Here is a 19,484-nt window from a genome sequence, read left to right as displayed (position 1 = left end):
TACGTACCTTTGCTCAGTCGCTCAAGAAAAAGTGAGACCTTTTTGATAAATCAAATGTTTGTATGGGAGATTGCGAACATCGGATACACTTACATTATTAGACAACCAAATAATGCCAACAACTTCTCGATAAACTGGTTGGTTGAATTCCACTATTGGTTTTACTTCATGTTTTTCTTGTTCCCAATGCTGTTGGTTTTTGAGTGACGATAACGGGTGAATAGTTGTATCTTGAGAAGAGTTGACCAAGACTCTCCCATAAATTTCATAGTTGGGAACATTGAGTTCTTCAAGAATGTTCTTTACCTGTTGGGCTTGGAGATGTAAAGTATGACCTGTCCAGTCAGACCAATAAAATTTTAGTCCTAAAGATTTTAAGTAGTCATCGGCATCAAAAAAAGGCCCTTTAATAAAAACGAATTTTCTCGAAATTCGGATAGCATTTTTTATGGCTTCTTTGGCATAATCTAATTTGGGTAAATGCTCCAAAGTATGGTTGAGAATTGTAAAATCCACGCAACCATCAGGGAGATCGAGATTGCAAAAATCTCCTTTGATGGCATCATATCCAGCAGCTTTGGCTGATGCTACCTTCTTCGGATCGAGATCGATGCCAAATCCCTTACGCCCTTTGAGTATGTTGATTCCAAATTGAATTGAGCTACCGTTAGAACAGCCAAAGTCTGCAAAATCAAAACTTGTAATATCGAACTCACTCATAATTCTCTTCCAATCAAAATCAAATGTATTGCAACTAGAGATAATTAATTAATACATGATTTTGGTAAGGGTTTCAGGAAAATAGATGTGGTTCTGCGAAGAGAATAGATGCGTTATGCGAGATGTGGCAGTGCAATTTGCCTTTTTTTATATACCGCAAACTTCCAATCTACATCCTTCCCTGATTCAATCCGGATTAAATAGGAAACTTCAGAACAAATAACTATTAACGAACATATCCCCAATAGTACGGTATGCCTAGTCCAAAACCATTGATAACTCGTCCACAGCGTTTAGGTTCATCTAGAACCTACTACAAATTTCAAGGAAAACCTTACAAGCATCTGGAAATAGAGATTAAATTAACTTCTTTAAAAACGATAGCTACTGCTATTTTGTTAGGGGTTCCTTATCTGGGGTTTATTTACGTGTTTTTTTCTGGAGGAGCAAAAGTTATAGCTGTTGGTTTGGTAGTAGTAGGTATCTTGATAGGGGGAACGATCGCACTTTTATACTACTTAAACAGACAAGAGCCTGTCAAACCGCCGACAAATCAAAACAAACGGCGGTAATACCCAGCCCCAAACTCTATTCTGGGGCTGACGCTAGCTCGATCGCTCCATCCGAAATACGATCGCCCCTCCCGACTGCGAAATTCAGATTTTGGGTATCATCAAGCGATCTGTTGAAAATTTTGATACAACTGTCCGGATTGCTACTGAATTCCCAGGAAAGTAGATTAGTAGATGCACCCTGATTAATTAACTCCCAACCAATTTTGGCCCGGGAGTTTTTTTTTGTCGATCGCACGCACAGCCGTAAATTCTGGCAAATTTCCCAAATTCTCCGGAAAGAGGTACGGTGCTACCGGAGACTAAATTAGTAGATGCACCCTGATTAATTAACTCCCAACCAATTTTGGCCCGGGAGTTTTTTTTGTCGATCGCACCTCAGATCAAATCCGATTGCATAGCCCTGTATTCATCTCCATCTTCTCTCTCTGTGTCCTCTGCGCTCTCTGCGGTTAAATAATTCCGATACAACCGGAAACGATATCAAGCCATCAACTCTGACTAATTTCCCAAACTGTCCGGAACGAGGTACTGTCGCGCCGGAGACTAAATTAGTAGATGCACCCTGATTAATTAACTCCCGACCAATTTTGGCCGGGTTTTTTTTGTGTTAAGGCTGATGCTGAAAAAATTTGAGGTAAGTTTCCGGATTGCGCTGGAATTCTGAGGAAGCTTAATTGGTAGATGCACCCTGATTAATTAACTCCCGACCAATTTTGGCCGGGTTTTTTTTGGCAAAAATTAGATATAACCAGAGGTAGCGACTGTTTGAGGGCTGAAGTATAAGCTCAGAAACCCGGTTTCTAGGAGTTTTGCTCTTGGGTTACGACAAATGTTGAAAGAAACTGAGATCTTGCACCATTCTCAATTACCTTTTTATGAACAGGCAAGATGCCTGTTCCACAAGAAAATTCATCTTTTGTGGAACGGGCATCTTGCCCGTTCTTGAGAATGGTGCAAGATGTGAGAAGAAACCGAGTTGCTGAAATAAATTTTCTAAATTTTCCTGAATGTGGTGCTGTCGGAGCGGAGATTAAATTATGTAGATGCACCCTGATTAATAAACCCCAGCCAATTTTGGCCGGGGTTTTTTTTGATCGAAAGCTGGATCGAGTCGATCGACCTACAACAGATCGAAAGACTGCACCTCAAGCACCGGGCCGATCATCGCAAAAGTCATTACATCCTTGCGGATTTCACCTTTGACGCTGACTTTAAGACCAGCTTTTTTCAACTCAGAAGGAGCATCCTTAAGTTCGTAAGTTTCCCCATCTTCGCCGATTAAAGCCCAAGTGCCCGGGCCTAATCCTTTGCGTTCAATTTCGCCTTTGACTGTAATACTCATGCTGACTGCGCCTCTGTTTTAATAGCCAAACGTGCCAATCCAAAACACAACAAAGCATTGACAATCAAGAATGTTTGTGCTACTAAACCAGTTCCCAATCCCCAAACTGCGGGAGAGAGAACAGCATTCACTGCTAAACAGCTAGCAAAGCCGATCGAAGTTGCGATCGCGATCCACTTCCACTCTCTGTGTCCCAACAGCAAAACAATCAAAATCCCGGGAATTAAAACGCTAGCAAATAAGGGATTCAGCATACTGCTGCCGTTAATTGCACCGCCGAGTTCGGGGATAGAACTACCCATGATTCTCATCGGCCACTGCGGCAAGTCAAATACGAACAAGTTGCGGAGGAAACAGAAGCCAGAACTTCCAGCAATCAAGCCGCCGGAAAAGCCCCAAGTCCACTGGAACGGGAAATAATTCCGCAAAATGAAAGCCAGCAGGTAAGAACCGAGCACCATGGCAATTTTCGGCAACAGGGCGACTGCACCGCCGTCAATCCAGAAGCGGGGGCTGAGATAGCCGTTGTCGCGCAGCCAGCGGAAGAAGTCGCGGAAGTTGATTTGTCCGCGCTGGGCTAGCTGAACTGCTGCGCCTGCGTCTAGATGTCCCGAACCAAAATGGTTTAAGGGGTCTTCTGTGACATTTCGCGAGGATTGCAAGAGTATGCTGCGAATTTGGTCTGGTTCTGTGATGCCGGAGGCTTTGATTAGGGCTGCTACGCCGGCGACGTGGGGAGAAGCCATGCTGGTGCCTTGGTAGGCTTCAAAGACTTCGTTTCCTGTTTCTGGGTCGATCGTACTTTGGAGAATTTTGCCCAGTTCAGAACCACCGGGGGCAGAAATGTCAACCCCGGCGCCGAAATTGGAATAATCGGCTTTTTCTTCGTTGGGGCCGAGGGCAGAAACGCCGATGACGTGGGGATAGCGGGCGGGATAGGAAGCGGAACTTTCGCCGGAGTTGCCTGCGGCTGCGATGATGACAACGCCTTTAGAGTGGGCGTAGTCGATCGCCTCTTCCATTAACTGACTTTCGCCACCGCCACCTAAACTCATGTTGATGACATCTGCGCCATTGTCTGCTGCAAATTTAATTGCTTCGGCAATGTCGGAAACTGTACCGCCACCGCTGCCGCCTAATACTTTGAGCGGCATTAAAGCTGCTTCGTAGGCGATGCCTGCGACGCCGTAGTTGTTGTTAGTTGATTGGGCGACAGTACCTGCGACGTGAGTACCGTGGCCGTGGTCATCGTAGGCTTCGGCGCGATCGTTTACAAAGTCGTAGCCCGGTACAAATTTGGTTTCTTTTAAGTCGGCAACGGGGGTAATGCCGGTGTCAATTATCGCTACTGTTGTACCGCTGCCTTTGGTTTCGTTCCAGGCAGATTCTACGTTGATGCTGCGAAGATTCCACTGCTTGGTATACATGGGGTCGTTGGGAATCTCGAAAGCGCTGTATACGTAGTTCGGTTCAATGTATTCGGTATCTTTAGCCAAATTTGATTTTCTCAGGGCGTTTAGCAAAGTGCGATCGCCCTTGACAACATACACATTATCTGATGTTGAGAATTCGCTGTTGAGTTGGGGTGATATTTGGTACTGTTGGGCGATCGCATTTACTTCTTTGGCAATCTGGGCAGCACCGATATCTTCGCGGAAATCCAGCACAATCGAGTCGTAAGTGCCTTGAGTAGCCAGTCCTGGGAAATTTGAAATCGCCCAGCCGAGCCCGATTAAAAATAAGCACAAAAGGAAAAACTTTTTCATGGCCGATCGTCCGTTTAGGGAAGGCTTGTTCACCACAATAACCCAATTTTCAGTGCGATCGCCAGTTTTACGGGTGGCGGCTGCTGGATAACTCGCGGGCGGGCCTTTGGTATGTGGTGGTGGGGGCTGCCCGTGCGATCGCAAATTGGTATAATTTCTAGTTTAAATTGCCGAGCAAGTTTGAGGAGTTCAATCAATTGTATCATGAGAGGAGATGGCAAACAAAACCGGGAGTATTTTTTACCAGAAATAATTGGTTTAAAGCCTCTCCCCGATCCGGATAAATTAAAAGAAAACTATTCATTACTCCAATCCTCTTCCTTTTAGGTAGAGGTCGCCCTCATCTGTCAACTGTCAACTGTCAACTGTCAACTGAATGAAAAGGATATTGCATGGAAAGAGGTTTAATGTGGCTGCCGCTGCTGGCACTTTTTATTGCTCTGGCTTGGGCTGGATGGAACGAGTATCAAAAGCTAGAAGCGTATCGCGTCTGGGCGGAACAATTCGCTAAGGCAAAATACGATATTTATGCTGTACTCGGTCAGCAAGAAGACTGTTTGACTTGGGGGAAACCTACTCGCAGCGGCCCTGTGAATTTGCAAAGTTTTTCGTTGAAAAATGTGCAGTCGCTGCGGTTGTTAGTTAACGGTGCTGTGGTAGATTTAGAATCGCCGCCGAATTCTGGAAAAGCGATCGCCATAGAATTTCTGTTAAAAGATACTGCGGCGGTGCAGGTTCCTTTTACAGAAGTTCCTCTAGCAACTAAATGGGCAAAGTATTTGCAACAGGAATTGCAGAGATTTCTCTAAGATTATAGAGTCAATGCCATTTCTGAATCCTCTGATGTCCGGTAGATAGCTCGCAATCAAATAGGTTTGTAGTGAGGGAGCATCTCATTTTTGCAAAAAGCATTTTTTCTTTCAGTGCTGTCCCCGCTCGCGTGCTTTATAAAGCACGCGAGCGGGGACGCTCGCACTACAAATGCAAAACTCAGAGGCTCCCTGTAGTGAGGACTTCAGTCCGCATAAAATCCGAGGACTGAAGTCCTCACTACAAACGAGATAACTGTTATTTTACCCGACTATAAATTGTTTTTTACCTTCCCCTTCCCCTGCGAATGCAAATACAGGAATTTTTACAGCGCTACCAAGAGGGAGAGCGTAACTTTGCTCATATTGACCTCAGCGGTGCTAGTTTAAGCGGTGTCAACCTTCGAGAAATAGACTTAACTGGTGCTAACTTGACGGGTGCTAATTTGAGCTGGTGTTTTTTGAGCAATGCTAAGTTAATTGGGGCTTGTTTGCGCCGCGCGGATCTCCGCAGTGCGGGGATGGCTGGGGCGAATCTGAGCGGGGCAAATTTGAGCGGAGCAAATCTTGCGAAAGCAGATTTGCGTCTTGGTTGTTTGGAAGCAGCAGATCTTAATTGGGCGGCGCTGTGCGAGGCGGATTTGGGCGGTGCTAATCTTCAAGGAGTTAAATCTGACCAAATTAATTTAGAAAAAGCTAAACTCGACGGCGCGCAGTTGATGGGGGCGGAATTGATGGAGGCGAATCTCAACCGCGCGAGTCTTGTTGGTGCGAATTTGACGGGTGCTAATTTGCGGGAAGCGCATTTGGTGGAAGCGAATTTGCGATCGGCAATTTTGAGCGGTGCAAATTTGATTGAAGCTGACTTGAATGGTGCGATTTTGCGATCGGCAAATCTGACGGGCGCTGACTTGCACCGAGCTGTGCTGGCGGGGGCGGATTTGACTGAGGCGGTGCTGGATCGGGCTGATTTGAGTCGAGCGAATCTGGCGGGTGCTTATTTATTGAAAGCGAGTTTTAAGCAGGCGCTTTTGCTGCGAGCTAACTTGCAAGAAGTGTATTTGCTGCGGGCGGATTTGAGCGAGGCTAATTTACGCAGTGCTGATTTGCGGAAAGCTGATTTAAGCGGCGCTTATTTGGTGGATTCGATGTTGGCTGAAGCGGATTTAAGAGAAGCTTGTTTGATTGAGTGCCATTTAATTCGGACGGATTTGGAGGGGGCGCAGCTTACGGGGTGCTGCATTCAAAATTGGCAGGTTCAAGATGTCGAGCTGTCTAAAGTTAACTGTCGTTATGTTTTTACTGACTTTGATTATACTGCGAAAGTTGTGGCAAATCGCTTTCCGGTCGATCGCGATTTTGAGTCTGGGGAATTGGGACAGCAGTATCACGAGGAAAGTTCGATTGTGGAGGTGTGTTTTGGTGAGTTTCCTAATTGGGAGGCTTTGGTGTTTACGGTGCGTCGGGTGGAGTTAGAGAGTTGCGAACTTCAGTTGAACATTCAATTTTTTGAGTCTGCCCGAGAGCAAAATTTACTGCGGCTGAGCGCGAACCGTTTGGTGAATGGTAAGATTTTGGGCGATCGCATATTGGCGCTTTATCCAGATATGTTGGAAAAGGTTTTAGCTAAGGGCGCTGAAATTTTGATTTTGCTGGGATTGGCTGTTGCGGATAACGGTTCGCAGGAGGAGTCAGCAACACCGCAGCCACCAAGGCCGCTCCCAAAAGAGGTGTTGCTCAGAAGACAGGAAATCTACGAGCGAATGGTGCGCCAAATTTCGTTTATTTTGATGTCTCAGACGCCGGATAAATTCTCTGAAAGCGTACAGCGGTTGTTGGATTATTTGAAGCAGGAAGGTGTTCCGACAGAGCAGATTCAGAAGAAAGTAATCAGTCAGGCGATCGTGGAGCGGGCCAAGCAAGACGCGGGTTTTCGGGAACAGTTGTTGAGGTGGGAGAAAACGGCGTCGGCGAGTATTCGCTGTTCGATGATGGGGGAAGCGGTGCGATTTGCGATCGCCCTTTTGTGGGAATGAATAGGGAGCATCTCAGTTTTGCATTTAGAGTGCTGTCCGGAGCTCGCGTATTGTACACGCGAGCGGGGACGCTCGCACTGTTTCTGCGTACACAAAAGCCCGCGAGTTTCTCGAAAGCCCGCGAGCGGGGACGCTCGCACTGTTTTTTTGCGATCGCGTGTTTCACCCCGGGCCGCGAGCGGGGACAGCACTTTTTGTCGTCAGATTAGCTGTTTTCCCAGAAAAAAGGATATTTTTCAGGTGTATCTGATAAGTTAGCTTTGACAGGATTTTGTTTAATATATTCCCAGGTATTGATAAAATGTTGGTGGCTGTTAATAATTTCCGCGTGTCGCCCATCTTGCCAAACTTTACCGATATGCTTCATTACTTTAGGAATCTCGGTTGAACTGAAACCTTTAAGACTATGAAGCAAGCTTCCAATTGACCAGTCTTGAGAATCAGACTTCGGAAAAGGCTGAAGCAAAAGATGTACGTGATCTGGCATAATAACGGCAGCGAATAGTTGATATCTTTGGTTGTGAAAGTGCAAGGTAGAATCTAGAACAACTTGTCGAGCCGGTGGAGTTAGTTCTAGTCTTTCCCAGGTAACGAATGTTATAAAATGGATATTCTTGGGGAGTGGTAATTGAATAAAATCTTGTTTCAATGACATTGATTTACCTCATTTAATTGCAAATTGGATTGAGTGCCAGGGACGGCGTGGAAAAATTGGCAAAAATCGCCGGAAATCCTACAGTGCGAGCGTCCCCGCTCGCGTGGAAAAATACCCATCGCTCGCGGATCAAAATTGGCAAAAATCGCTGGAAATCCTACAGTGCGAGCGTCCCCGCTCGCGTGGAAAAATACCCATCGCTCGCGGATCAAAATTGGCAAAAATCGCCGGAAATCCTACAGTGCGAGCGTCCCCGCTCGCGTGGAAAAATACCCATCGCTCGCGGATCAAAATTGGCAAAAATCGCCGGAAATCCCACAGTGCGAGCGTCCCCGCTCGCGTGGAAAAATACCCATCGCTCGCGGAAAAATACCCATCGCTCGCGTGGAAAAATACCCATCGCTCGCGTGGAAAAATACCCATCGCTCGCGTGGAAAAATACCCATCGCTCGCGTGGAAAAATCAACATCAATTCGGTACAAGAATCAACATCAATCGTGCGGCAAAATCAATATATAGCCTTTCTCAAAAAGATGAGGTATAACTGACAGCTCATATAACCACTAAACTAAGAAGGGCCCAAGCCCAACAACATACCTCATCTTTCTGAGCACCGTTATAAATAGCCCGATCGCACTATTCCTCCACCAGCCAACCAATTACCAATCTTGACTCGCCAGTTGGCGGCCCGCTAAAGCCCGCACTTGCTCGTCTACGTCGGAAACTGCGAGCGATCGCACCAATCGCAAAGTTTCCTCATTTTCGGGATAATGTTCGATAATTGCTTCGAGTGCTGTAAACCGGGGATTGTAAGCAAAAGAACCTGTTCTATCGTAGGCATCGGTAAGAGCTCTGTGGCGCAAAAACTCAAACATTCCCGGTTCGTCCTTCCATCCCCGAATTAACTCTACCAGAGCGATCGCCCGCACTTGCGAATCACCATCCTGCTCGGCCCTAATTTTCAGCCACTCAAAAGTTTCAGACTCATTTGTCCGCCCCCGAGCTAACTTTTGCAAAGCAATTTTCCTAACAGCCGAACTCTCATCGCCCTCTGCTTTAGCCTCCAACATCCGCAAAGTTTCAGCACCATCGGGCCAATTGCGAGCGAGTTCCTGCACCGCCACCTCACGCACCTCCTCATCCCCAGCCTCAAGCTGAATTTTCAACCAAGACAAGGTTTCCGGCTCTTGCGGCCATCCCCGCGCTATTTCTCGCACCAGCACGCTCAGCAAGTGAGAATTGGGCTCCGACTCCGCCAGTTGTTTGAGAAAAGGCAGCGTCTCGCCCCGGTGTCCCCAGCCTCTTGCTATCTGTTCCACCGCAGTTTCTCGGACGTTGATGTGTCTGTCTGATTCAGCCAGAATTTTCAACCATTCAAAGACTTCGAGACTGGCTGACGGTAACGTGGCTGCGGCTGCTACTACCACTTGCCGCACAGTCCAATAATCATCTGAGTTCGCAATTTTTTGCAGCAGGGGCAGTGTCTCTGGGCTGTCGGGCCAACAGGAGGCAATTTGTTGCAAGGCTATTTCGCGCAGTTCCGCGTCGAGATCGCTCGTAGCTATATTTTGCAAAAAAGCCAGAGTTTCGGGGTTAGATGGCCAGCCAGAGGCAATTCCTTGGACTGCTGCCTGCCGGACGGTGGAACTCGCGTCGGACTGGGCGAGACTTTTCAGCAGCGGGTAAATATCTGGTTCGCCCGGCCAGCGCGAGGCCAATTCTTCGATCGCCGCTGTTCGCACTTCTTCGTTGCTGTCGGAGGTGGCTAGGGTTTTCAGCAGCAAGCAAACCTCGTCATCGGCGGGCCAACCCGCTGCCAATTCCCGCACCGCTACTGTTCGCAGGGTAGAACTTCCTGTCTGGGCAAGGTTTTGAAGCTGGGACACCGTGCCTAAAACGCTGTGCCAACCTCTGGCTATTTCTTGCCACGCTACGACTCGCACTCCCAAATTTTCGTCGGATTCGGCGGCCGTTCTCAGCAGCAGCAAGGTATCTGTGCGATCGGGCCAATGAGAGGCCAACTGTTCCAGGGCGCAGGTGCGGACTGCGGGACTGCGATCGGATTGAGCCAGAACCGCCAGCAGCGGCAAGGTATCGCTGTTAGAGGGCCAACCAGAAGCCATTTCTTCGATTGCAGCCGATCGCACTGCCCAGCTTCGATCGGATTTAGCGAGGTTTTTGAGCATCAGGTAAATTTCTGGTTCGTCAGGCCAACCGCAGGCTATGGCTTTGACTGCTGTGGCGCGGACTTCGCCGCTGTCGCTGGAGTGTGCTAGTATTTTGAGCCAAGGCAGGGTTTGCGGGTCGTTTTTCCAAGTTTGGGCGATCGCGGCGATCGATCGATAGCGAATTTGATAAGTTTCCTGCAATTCTTCAGCGCTTTGATAAAGAATCAGAAAAACCGTACCGTATTGCGATAACTTTTTTAAAGCGTTTAACAGTTTTTTTTCTGTTGTTTCATTGATGCCATTTTTAACTCTTGATAGGCATTCTGCTGCTAAAAATAAATTAATAAATTTTTCTTGTTGACCATTTTGAGTTATCAAATATTCTATAACTTCGCTCGCTGTTTCTTTGTCGAGCTTGGCTGCAATTTCTCGGAGGAATTCGTGCAAAGATTCATCTCGCCAGTGCTGGCCGAAAACTTGTGTTTGGAGTTCGGCCCCAGTCAGTTGACCTGTTTTGAGTTGTGCGTCGATTAACTCTGCCACTGTCTGGGGATTATTTTCGACAACAAGTTTTTTTAATAACATAGTGATATCCTACCCCCTAAAGTTTGTTTGGATTGAAAATCTGAAATAAGACGCTCGCGGTTGAAACGGCTTCTATAGATACAAAACCCGCTTGTATAGCGGATTGAAAACCGAGTGGTTGAAATTACGCTATCTTCTTTACACCGTGCAGGCGGACGAAAGTTTGACTGTAGATGCGATTTCTACCGCTGTCCGATCCAGATTGTAGTATGCAGCCGATCGACTCTATTTTATAGCAAAACCAGTGGCTCGATCGCGCCCCAATGCAAAATCCGCCACCACCCAATCGGAATGTTGGGTGTTGGCGGATGGATCTCGAACAATTGGGGCGTTGAATCTAGCTAGCTGCTACTTGGACGCGATCGCCTGCAACCCGAACCCGAAAAGTCGGAATTGTTACCGTTTCATCGTCCAAACACTGGCCAGTAGCCAAGCTAAAATTCTGCTTGTAAATCGGAGAAGCAACTTTTAGAGTGCCGCTGCGATCGCCCACAAGTCCTCGGGACAACACAAAAGCCTTGCTAAACGGGTCGTAATTGCTCAAAGCATACAGTTCATCCCCGTTTCCCACTCGGAAAACAGCCACTTGTTCCCCAGCCACCAAAGCGCAAACTCCTGTATTTGGGGCGATCGCATCCAGGGAGCACACATCTACCCAAGTTGTTACTGTATCGGAAACCTGTAATGATTGAACCATTTTTTTCCTGTTAATTTAATACGACTAATCTCATTCCCAGTCTACGGCTTTCATCGTATCAACAATTGGCTAAAACCTACGAGCGCTCTCGTTTGTCTGGGAGCCTCGCTCCCCCCAAATCCCTCTAAAAAAGGAATATGCAAGATAATACTCCTGTTCCTCCCTTTTTTTAATGGGTTAGGAAACTTTGATAATACTCCTGTTCCTCCCTTTTTTTAATGGGGTTAGGAGAATTTTGATAATACTCCTGTCCCCCCCTTTTTAAGGGGGGTTAGGGGGGATCCGGGGCTTTGCCTAAAACAATCAAGCTGACAATAGGTTTAAGTTCAAGTTGACACGCTTGGAATTATTCCGAAACTCCAGCTAGAGCCTTTTCATCCTCGTAAGCAGGGCGATTTTGTCCCCGTTCCTCGACACGAACAATACTCGGATCTGGCAAATCGGAATTCACAAAATGCTGGAATCGCTGCACCTTTTGCGGGTCTTCAATCGTCGTTTTCCACTCGCATTGATAAGTATTCACCAAATGCTCCATCTGCGCCTCTAACTCAGCACAAATGCCCAGAGAATCCTCAATTACCACCTGCTTCAAGTATTCAATACCGCCCTCAAGCTTGTTCAACCAAGTAGCGGTACGTTCCAGGCGATCGGCCGTGCGAATGTACAAGACCAAAAAGCGATCGATATACTTAATCAAAGTTTCCTTATCGATATCCGCCGCCAGCAAAACCGCGTGCTGCGGCTTAATCCCGCCGTTACCGCACACGTACAAATTCCAACCATTCTCAGTAGCAATAATCCCAAAATCCTTGCTTTGAGCTTCCGCGCATTCGCGAGTGCAGCCAGAGACAGCAGACTTGAGCTTGTGGGGCGATCGCAAACCGCGATAGCGCAACTCAACCTCGATCGCCAAACTCGTCGAATCCTGCACCCCAAAGCGGCACCAAGTGCTACCAACACAAGATTTGACAGTCCGCAAAGCCTTACCGTAAGCGTGTCCAGACTCAAATCCCGCATCAATCAAGCGGTGCCAAATATGCGGCAACTGATCCACCCGAGCACCAAGCAAATCGATCCGCTGTCCGCCAGTAATCTTAGTATAAAGCCCAAAATCCCTGGCAACTTCTCCCAAAGCAATCAACCTCTCCGGCGTAATTTCTCCACCCGGGATGCGCGGTATCACCGAATAAGTACCGTCGCGCTGAATGTTTGCCAAATAGTAATCGTTGGTATCTTGCAAACCAACGTGAGACTTCTCTAGAATATGGTCGTTCCAAGTAGAAGCCAGCATCGAAGCCACAGCAGGCTTGCAAATTTCGCAGCCGTGCCCTTTGCCGTGTTTGGCGATCGTCTCATCAAAGCTTTTCAGCTCTTGAGAGCGCACCAAATGGTACAATTCTTGACGGGAAAACTCAAAATGTTCGCAGAGATTATTTTTGACCGCAAACCCGGCTTTCTTCATCTCCGACTTAAAGATATCCGTCACCAAAGGCACGCAACCGCCGCAGCCCGTACCAGCTTGAGTGCATTTCTTGACACTGCCGACATCAGTTAAATTGCGATCGCGAATCGCCTCACAAATCTGCCCTTTGCTGACATTATTGCAAGAACAAATTTGAGCAGAATCCGGCAGACTCTCCACACCAAAACCAGCAGGTGCTCCGCCTTCGCGCGGTGGCATCAACAAATCTTCTGGATGTGGCGGCAAAGCAATATCATTTTGCATGAATTGCAGCAAAGTGCCGTAAGCAGAAGCATCTCCGACGAGAATACCGCCTAAAATTCGGCTACCATCTTGATTTAAAACTAATTTCTTGTAAGTGCCTTGGAAATTGTCAGCAACAACAATCTCTTTAGCACCGGCAGAATTCGCAAAAGCATCACCAAAACTCGCCACATCCACACCCAAAAGTTTCAGTTTTGTGGACATATCCGCACCAGTGAAAGTGCTAGTGGGACGGGCATCTTGCCCGTCATCCGCAGCGCTGCTCAAAATATCTGCTGCTACGCCAGCCATTGTATAACCAGGGGCAACTAAACCGTAGATGCGATTTTGATAAAGTGCACATTCGCCGATCGCATAAATATCAGAATCCGAAGTTTGGCAGCTATCATTGATCGTAATACCGCCGCGCTCTCCCACCGCAATCCCGCAATCTCGGGCGATTTCATCTCGGGGGCGAATGCCAGCAGAAAACACAATCATATCCGTTGCCAATTCCGAACCATCAGCAAACAGCATCTTAGAAACTTTGCCATCTTCGCTAACAATTTCGGTGGTAGATTTGCTAGTGTGAACCGAAACCCCCAACTCCTCAATTTTGTTACGGAGAATCGCACCACCAACCTCATCAACTTGCACGGGCATCAGCCGCGACGCAAACTCAACCACATGAGTTTTTAAACCCATATTTTGGAGAGCATTAGCGCACTCCAAGCCTAACAAACCGCCGCCAATTACTACACCTATTTTGCAATTTTTAGCATAATCTGACATCGCCTCCAAATCGTCAATTGTCCGGTAAACAAAAGTACCAGCCGCGTCTTTGCCTTTGATAGGCGGTACAAATGGATAGGAACCCGTAGCGAGTACAAGTTTGTCGTAGGGAACTTCTAAACCGTTGGCTGAAGAGACAGTTTTTTGTTCGCGATTGATGGCGACTGCTTTGTCGCCGATGTGAATTTGAATACCATTTTCTTGATAAAATCCCGGTGCAACTAGAGATAAATCTCCCGCCGTTTTCCCAGAGAAAAATCCGCTGAGGTTTACGCGATCGTAAGCAACGCGCTGCTCTTCACAAAAAGTAATTAAATTCCAGTTTTTGGCAGCATCCGAGCTCACCATTAACTCTAGGAACTTGTGACCTACCATACCATTGCCAATTACAATCAGATTTTTTTTGGCTGTCATTAGAATCTCTTTTATCTCGTTTATCCGTCGTTGGTTTTATTAATATAAGAATTTTTTGTAAACTTTTGTATGTATGGATACAAAAAGTTAACTTTTATGCAATTGTCGTATGGTGGCGATTGCATTTTTGCATGAGGTGTGGTGACAGTTGATAATTGACAGTTGATAATTGACAGTTGATAATTGATAATTCACAGGGCAGGAGATTGTTCGGTAAATATCCACTGTCCATCTGTTCACTGTCAACAGTCCCTCTGCTCACTGTCAACTGTCATTGAGTTTTTGTTTGGTTGTTTTGATGATGCTGGTTAGTAGTTTTAGGAGTTCTTTTAGGTCGTTTAAGATTGATTCGCTTTCTTTTGGGGTGAGATAATCGGTTTCTCGAAGTAGCAATATCCAGTATTCAGTTTCGTGGGCTTCTTTGAGGGCTATCGCTAGTTTATGAATAAAATCGGCTTTGCTTTCTGCTTGTTCTGCTTCTCTAACTAATGCACCGATAGCTGTTCCAGATCGTAGTAGTTGTTTTGACAATACATATTCTTTTTTATTGAAAAACAAGTATTTATATAGGTTTACCGTTCGGACGGCAAACGCAAAAGATTTATTTTTGAGTGGTGAGTTATCAGTCATTGACAGTTGATAGTTGATAGTTGACAGTTGATAGTTGATAGTTGATAGTGCCCGAGATTGTTCGCTAAATATCCACTATGAACTGTCAAGTGTCAACTGTCAATAGTCCCCTCTCAACTGTCAATTGCCAACTGTCAACTGTCAATTCTTCACTGTCAACTGTCAACTGTCAACTGTCAACTGTTTAAGCTCCCATACCGGAATACTGTTTTAAACCCTGCCGCCACAGCCAGCGATTCCACACAAAAAACACCACACCCCAACCCAGCATCACCAACAAACCACGGCCAACATCAACGGGCAATCCGATCAAAATTGAAGCAGGAAAATGAATCAAATAAGGAAACGGAGTCCACAAAACCACTGCGCGCACTGCTGGGGGAAACACTTCTAACGGTGCGATAATTCCCGATAAAAACAGGTAAATCAAGAACCAAAATTGCTCGATCGCACTTGCGCGCTCTATCCAAAAAGCAAACAGCGCAAAGGTATACTGGATCAGGAACCGCAAGCAAAAAGCCAAGACGACAACCAAGGAAAACAGCAAAAACCTGCCCAAACTCGGCACCCAAAAAGACTGTGGGTAAAGTGCAAAAAACAGCAGCACTAATCCGAATACAAAAGGTAGCCTCGCAAACCTTTCGGAAACATGAGATGCGAAGTGATGCCATACTGGATCTAGAGGCTGCAACAATCTATTAGATAACTTGCCTTGGACTACTTCTTTTTCAAACTCCCAAATCACCCAAACAACATTAGTTTGTCGGACAATGAAAGCTGCCAAAAAGTAACGGGCAAAGTCGATCGCCTTTAGCCCAAACTGACCACTTTCTGATGCTTGCATCCACACGCCCATCAAGATAAACGGCAAAGCTCCCGACAGGGCCCACAAAAACAATTCTGCCCGGTATTCGAGCATATAAGCGTAGTAAGTCAGTAGCAAAGTTTTAGCAATTCTGATGATTCTTTTCATATCAATCTCACTAAAAAAATTATAGGTAAAGGTACGTTGTTGGGCTTTAGCCCTCTTTCGGCGTATATAGAAAGAGGGCTGAAGCCCAACAACGTACCTATCTTTATCTTGAGAATAAAACACCTTGCTTTTTAGGTAATCTGGGGGAACTCTACACTTTTCCCGTGCGAAAAACTCGACCGATTACCTCTTCAATTGGCGGATCTGTGACAGTCAAATCTATCACTTCCAACTGGGCTAAAATCTTCGACACGCTCGCCGTCAGCTCCTCCCTTTTGACCAAAAACCGGACTGAATTACCTTCAATAGATTCTACCTCGCCGTAAGCAAAAGCGCTATCTTTTGCTAGCGGTTCGGCTAATTTTACCTGGACTTCTCGGTAAGGTGCAAACCTGTCGAGCAATCCGTCCAAACTGCCATCATAAACTAATTGCCCTTCATGGATTAACAAAACACGCTTGCATAAAGCCGTAATGTCAGCCATATAGTGACTTGTCAAAAGCACAGTTGCTTGATAGCGCTCGTTATATTCTCGCAGAAATTGCCTGACACTAAACTGTGCGTTGATATCCAAACCTAAAGTCGGTTCATCTAAAAATAATACCTCCGGTTGGTGTAGCAGCGCGGCCATCAATTCCGCTTTCATTCGCTCGCCTAAAGACAGCTTGCGTACCGCCTGATTTAATTTGCCTTCTAGTGACAGCATTTCTGTCAATTCTCCAATTCGCTGTCGGTAATCTCGATCGGGAATGCCGTAGACTGCGGCATTGATTCGCAGAGAGTCGAGTACGGGTAAATCCCAAATTAACTGCTGTTTCTGCCCCATAACTAAGGTGATTCTTTGCAGAAAAGCTGCTTCGCGGCGGAAAGGAGTACGATCGCACACAGTGACAGTACCATCAGACGGGTAAATCAAACCAGTCAACATTTTCAGCGTCGTAGTTTTGCCCGCACCGTTAGCGCCGAGAAACCCCACCACTTCACCAGGTTCGATACTGAAAGAAACGCCCTCAACTGCTTTGATATTGCGGTAAGTGCGCTTAAAAAAGTGCTGCATGGTTCCTTTCAGTCCCGGTTCCTTAATCGCTACGGGATAAACTTTGCTTAAGTCTTTAACTAAGATAATTGGCATTGGCTCTAGTTTTAACTTTTATTTTAATGTGCGATCGCGCGATCGGGTTGTGCCAAGCTGTAGAATATTACAAGATATCCATTATCACATCGCACAAAATTTACAACTATGGTACTCACCCCCGATAATTCTGGCATCCCTCGCTTGGTAGGAGACAATACTGCTGAAAATATTACACTTGCACCGGGACAACTTGCCAGTTTTCCTGGGGGAGTTTGGATGCTGGGCGGCAATGATACTGTCAGGGGCGCGTCAGATGCAGAAAGGATTTTCGGCAACGATGGTAAAGACAGTCTGTTTGGCGGTGCCGGCGATGATTCTATTTACGGCGGCAAAGCTGATGACGATGTTTTGGGAGAAGCTGGAAACGATTTCTTGACGGGAGATAAAAATAGTGATTTCGTTGATGGCGGCGTGGGAAATGATTTGCTGCGCGGGGGGCAAGGTGTTGATTTGTTAGTCGGTGGTGACGGCAACGATACTTTAATTGGCGACAGAGATGTGGATGTTTACAAAGGAGGTGCGGGCAACGATGTCTTTGTTTTGAGAGTCGATCAAGCTGGACTTAGATTAGTTGGAAATGAAGTTCCTGACGCCGTAATTATCGATTTTGATAAGTCTAGCGATTCAATCGGAATTAGTACGGCATTCACCAGCAGCAATATCACTTTTGAACAAGTGAGTTATAGTTTAAACGATCCGAGACTACTGTTACTCGATCCAGGAAGTATCTCGGGGGGAACGAGTTTGTTAGCCAAGGGCGGCATCTCGCAGCAAAGTCTCGATCCCGATCGTAATGGGCGTGTGGAAGCTACTAATATTAGATTCGGTTTTACTAATGCTTTGTTGGGGACTGTGTTGAATGTGACTCCGGCAGATTTAAACGGGCGTTTGATTAATGCTAGTTCTCTGCTTTAATCTGTAGGTGTAGGGTGCGAAATACGCACCTTATTAGAAAGATGAGGTACGTTGTTGGGCTTGGGCCCTCTTAGTATTTATGATATAGTAAGCGAGGTCGCATCAAAAACTCCATTTACAGTCATACCTCATCTTTCTGATAAATGCTATATGCACCTTATTAGACTTGAATTAAATAAATCTGACTTTGATACATAAACCGCAGATGATTTTCTGCTCGCTGGAAATGAATGCAATTGCTCGTCTACTAATAATACCAATTATAGAAGAATTCTTGGTACAATATTTGAGGTTGAGTTTGTTTGCTCGACAAAGATTGGATCAAGGTACGTTGTTGCGCTTCAGCGCTCTTTATATATATTCGGAAAGAGCGCTGAAGCGCAACTACGTACCTAATTTTTCGTTTTTTATATATATTCGGAAAGAGCGCTGAAGCGCAACTACGTACCTTCGGAAAGAGCGCTGAAGCGCAACTACGTACCTAATTTTTCGTTTTTTATATATATTCGGAAAGAGCGCTGAAGCGCAACTACGTACCTAATTTTTCGCTCTTTATATATATAAGCAAAGAGCGCTGAAGCGCAACTACGTACCTAATTTGTCTGACGACAATAAATTTACCCTGCCATACTAATAATGACTACTGACTAATTATAACTTGCCCTTTTCCATTGCCCACTGCATCAAACCGGGGAATAAGCGATAGGCTTCCGATGCCAAGAAAGCAGGGCCGACTGTGACTTCTGCACGCTGATTCTTCACTGCATCCCAGATAGCTTTAGCAATATCTTCCGGCTGATTTGCCCAGTCAGATTTCAGCATTTCACTCATTTGTTGGCGGCGCAATTCGACTGCGGGCTCGTCTCGATCGCGAAATTGAGCTCTTTCCAAGAAATCGCTGTTAATCAAACCCGGATGCACCGCGCAAACGTGAATTCCTTGGGGCGCCAATTCCAATCGCAAAGTTTCTGTCAAACCCGTTACTGCATACTTACTGGCACAATATGCAGTCATTTGAGGTAAGGGCATTTTGCCACCAATGGAACCAACATTGACGATTGTACCCGTTTTGCGATCGAGAAAATGTGGCAAAAGTTCTTGAATTGTGTTAACGCAGCCCCAAAAATTGGTATTCATTAATTGCTGCCAATCTTCGGAGGTGGTTTGCTCGATCGCCCCTGCGAGACAAATTCCAGCATTATTCACCAAAACATCAATGTTTCCGCAGGTATCCAGGGCTTTTTGGACGATCGCCCGCACTTGTTGAATGTCACCAACATCCCCCGCAATCGCCATAGCCGAAGTGCCTTCACGCTGCACCTGAGCCGCTGCTGCTGCCAATCTTTCCGGCTCCCGAGCCACCATCACCACATCGTAACCCTGACGGGCAAATAACAGTGCCGTTGCCTTGCCACTTCCTTGAGAAGCGCCTGTAATCAAAACTGTAGGAGCCATAGATAGTTTTAAATTGGGAGTTGTCAGCGTTAACTGCGAGATTTATTGATTGTTACACATTTTTTTATTAAAAAGGTGGGGCCCGAGGATCTCGCCCCCAGCCCCTACCCTC

17 protein-coding genes are annotated in these 19,484 nt (G+C 46.3%); 5 read left to right on the top strand and 12 right to left on the bottom strand.

Annotated elements, in window-relative coordinates:
• Positions 1-21: 21 nt before the first annotated feature.
• On the bottom strand, positions 22-720 hold the full coding sequence (locus tag JGK11_RS16820) for a methyltransferase domain-containing protein (protein ID WP_293186605.1): 699 nt from the start codon (positions 718-720) through the stop codon (positions 22-24).
• Between the two features lie 254 nt (positions 721-974).
• Here JGK11_RS16820 and JGK11_RS16815 point away from each other — a divergent pair, with 254 nt between their 5' ends.
• Entirely contained in the window at positions 975-1,292 is a 318-nt protein-coding gene (locus tag JGK11_RS16815; protein ID WP_293186604.1) for a hypothetical protein, read from the top strand.
• Positions 1,293-2,415: 1,123 nt separating this feature from the next.
• On the opposite strand, the gene JGK11_RS16810 is transcribed toward JGK11_RS16815, so the two are convergent.
• The 3 genes from JGK11_RS16810 to JGK11_RS16800 are packed head-to-tail and all read right to left on the bottom strand — an operon-like array spanning position 2,416 to position 4,609.
• Positions 2,416-2,637 carry a hypothetical protein gene (locus JGK11_RS16810; RefSeq protein ID WP_293186601.1) on the bottom strand — a complete coding sequence of 74 codons (222 nt, stop codon included), beginning with the start codon at positions 2,635-2,637 and terminating at the stop codon, positions 2,416-2,418.
• Positions 2,634-4,403, bottom strand: coding sequence for a S8 family peptidase (locus JGK11_RS16805; protein WP_293186599.1), 1,770 nt, complete (start codon positions 4,401-4,403; stop codon positions 2,634-2,636). Before JGK11_RS16805 ends, JGK11_RS16810 begins: the two co-directional genes overlap by 4 nt.
• Positions 4,404-4,432: 29 nt before the next feature.
• A complete protein-coding gene (locus JGK11_RS16800; protein ID WP_293186597.1) occupies positions 4,433-4,609 on the bottom strand; it encodes a hypothetical protein in 177 nt (58 codons plus the stop codon).
• A 186-nt stretch (positions 4,610-4,795) separates the two neighbouring features.
• On the opposite strand from JGK11_RS16800, the gene JGK11_RS16795 reads away from it, so the two are divergent.
• Entirely contained in the window at positions 4,796-5,212 is a 417-nt protein-coding gene (locus JGK11_RS16795; protein ID WP_293186595.1) for a hypothetical protein, read from the top strand.
• A 308-nt stretch (positions 5,213-5,520) separates the two neighbouring features.
• On the top strand, positions 5,521-7,248 hold the full coding sequence (locus tag JGK11_RS16790) for a pentapeptide repeat-containing protein (protein WP_293212318.1): 1,728 nt from the start codon (positions 5,521-5,523) through the stop codon (positions 7,246-7,248).
• Positions 7,249-7,453: 205 nt separating this feature from the next.
• On the opposite strand, the gene JGK11_RS16785 is transcribed toward JGK11_RS16790, so the two are convergent.
• Positions 7,454-7,903, bottom strand: a complete 450-nt coding sequence (locus JGK11_RS16785) for a transposase (protein WP_293186592.1) — start codon at positions 7,901-7,903, stop codon at positions 7,454-7,456.
• A 47-nt stretch (positions 7,904-7,950) separates the two neighbouring features.
• On the opposite strand from JGK11_RS16785, the gene JGK11_RS16780 reads away from it, so the two are divergent.
• Entirely contained in the window at positions 7,951-8,451 is a 501-nt protein-coding gene (locus JGK11_RS16780; protein WP_293212316.1) for a hypothetical protein, read from the top strand.
• Between the two features lie 111 nt (positions 8,452-8,562).
• Here the strand turns inward: JGK11_RS16780 and JGK11_RS16775 are convergent, their stop codons facing one another.
• From JGK11_RS16775 to JGK11_RS16750, 6 genes are all read right to left on the bottom strand, one after another.
• Positions 8,563-10,656: a HEAT repeat domain-containing protein gene (locus tag JGK11_RS16775; protein WP_293212314.1), complete on the bottom strand. Its 2,094-nt coding sequence runs from the start codon at positions 10,654-10,656 to the stop codon at positions 8,563-8,565.
• Between the two features lie 337 nt (positions 10,657-10,993).
• Positions 10,994-11,353, bottom strand: a complete 360-nt coding sequence (nirD, locus tag JGK11_RS16770; RefSeq protein ID WP_293143783.1) for a nitrite reductase small subunit NirD — start codon at positions 11,351-11,353, stop codon at positions 10,994-10,996.
• Positions 11,354-11,699: 346 nt separating this feature from the next.
• Positions 11,700-14,264: a nitrite reductase large subunit NirB gene (gene nirB / locus JGK11_RS16765; protein WP_293212313.1), complete on the bottom strand. Its 2,565-nt coding sequence runs from the start codon at positions 14,262-14,264 to the stop codon at positions 11,700-11,702.
• Positions 14,265-14,528: 264 nt separating this feature from the next.
• Positions 14,529-14,894 (bottom strand): four helix bundle protein, encoded by a 366-nt coding sequence (locus JGK11_RS16760; RefSeq protein ID WP_293186586.1) that lies wholly within the window; start codon positions 14,892-14,894, stop codon positions 14,529-14,531.
• A 184-nt stretch (positions 14,895-15,078) separates the two neighbouring features.
• Positions 15,079-15,867, bottom strand: a complete 789-nt coding sequence (locus JGK11_RS16755; RefSeq protein WP_293186585.1) for an ABC-2 family transporter protein — start codon at positions 15,865-15,867, stop codon at positions 15,079-15,081.
• Between the two features lie 151 nt (positions 15,868-16,018).
• Complete coding sequence (locus JGK11_RS16750) at positions 16,019-16,999, bottom strand: ATP-binding cassette domain-containing protein (protein WP_293186584.1); 981 nt, start codon at positions 16,997-16,999, stop codon at positions 16,019-16,021.
• A gap of 108 nt (positions 17,000-17,107) precedes the next feature.
• On the opposite strand from JGK11_RS16750, the gene JGK11_RS16745 reads away from it, so the two are divergent.
• A complete protein-coding gene (locus JGK11_RS16745) occupies positions 17,108-17,917 on the top strand; it encodes a calcium-binding protein (protein WP_293193734.1) in 810 nt (269 codons plus the stop codon).
• 651 nt (positions 17,918-18,568) lie between these two features.
• Here the strand turns inward: JGK11_RS16745 and JGK11_RS16740 are convergent.
• A complete protein-coding gene (locus tag JGK11_RS16740; RefSeq protein ID WP_293178343.1) occupies positions 18,569-19,372 on the bottom strand; it encodes an SDR family oxidoreductase in 804 nt (267 codons plus the stop codon).
• Positions 19,373-19,484 lie beyond the last annotated feature (112 nt).

It is taken from the genome of Microcoleus sp. PH2017_34_RAT_O_A (genome assembly GCF_020737885.1).
Lineage (GTDB): Bacteria > Cyanobacteriota > Cyanobacteriia > Cyanobacteriales > Microcoleaceae > Microcoleus.
Note: the sequence above shows the minus strand (reverse complement) of the source record. Positions and strands in the feature narration are given on the sequence as shown.

Coding starts and splice junctions, on each gene's coding strand:
- JGK11_RS16820 (WP_293186605.1), bottom strand. CDS start 720: ATGAGTGAGTTCGATATTACAAGTTTTGATTTTGCAGACTTTGGCTGT.
- JGK11_RS16815 (WP_293186604.1), top strand. CDS start 975: ATGCCTAGTCCAAAACCATTGATAACTCGTCCACAGCGTTTAGGTTCA.
- JGK11_RS16810 (WP_293186601.1), bottom strand. CDS start 2,637: ATGAGTATTACAGTCAAAGGCGAAATTGAACGCAAAGGATTAGGCCCG.
- JGK11_RS16805 (WP_293186599.1), bottom strand. CDS start 4,403: ATGAAAAAGTTTTTCCTTTTGTGCTTATTTTTAATCGGGCTCGGCTGG.
- JGK11_RS16800 (WP_293186597.1), bottom strand. CDS start 4,609: ATGATACAATTGATTGAACTCCTCAAACTTGCTCGGCAATTTAAACTA.
- JGK11_RS16795 (WP_293186595.1), top strand. CDS start 4,796: ATGGAAAGAGGTTTAATGTGGCTGCCGCTGCTGGCACTTTTTATTGCT.
- JGK11_RS16790 (WP_293212318.1), top strand. CDS start 5,521: ATGCAAATACAGGAATTTTTACAGCGCTACCAAGAGGGAGAGCGTAAC.
- JGK11_RS16785 (WP_293186592.1), bottom strand. CDS start 7,903: ATGTCATTGAAACAAGATTTTATTCAATTACCACTCCCCAAGAATATC.
- JGK11_RS16775 (WP_293212314.1), bottom strand. CDS start 10,656: ATGTTATTAAAAAAACTTGTTGTCGAAAATAATCCCCAGACAGTGGCA.
- nirD (WP_293143783.1), bottom strand. CDS start 11,353: ATGGTTCAATCATTACAGGTTTCCGATACAGTAACAACTTGGGTAGAT.
- nirB (WP_293212313.1), bottom strand. CDS start 14,264: ATGACAGCCAAAAAAAATCTGATTGTAATTGGCAATGGTATGGTAGGT.
- JGK11_RS16760 (WP_293186586.1), bottom strand. CDS start 14,894: ATGACTGATAACTCACCACTCAAAAATAAATCTTTTGCGTTTGCCGTC.
- JGK11_RS16755 (WP_293186585.1), bottom strand. CDS start 15,867: ATGAAAAGAATCATCAGAATTGCTAAAACTTTGCTACTGACTTACTAC.
- JGK11_RS16750 (WP_293186584.1), bottom strand. CDS start 16,999: ATGCCAATTATCTTAGTTAAAGACTTAAGCAAAGTTTATCCCGTAGCG.
- JGK11_RS16745 (WP_293193734.1), top strand. CDS start 17,108: ATGGTACTCACCCCCGATAATTCTGGCATCCCTCGCTTGGTAGGAGAC.
- JGK11_RS16740 (WP_293178343.1), bottom strand. CDS start 19,372: ATGGCTCCTACAGTTTTGATTACAGGCGCTTCTCAAGGAAGTGGCAAG.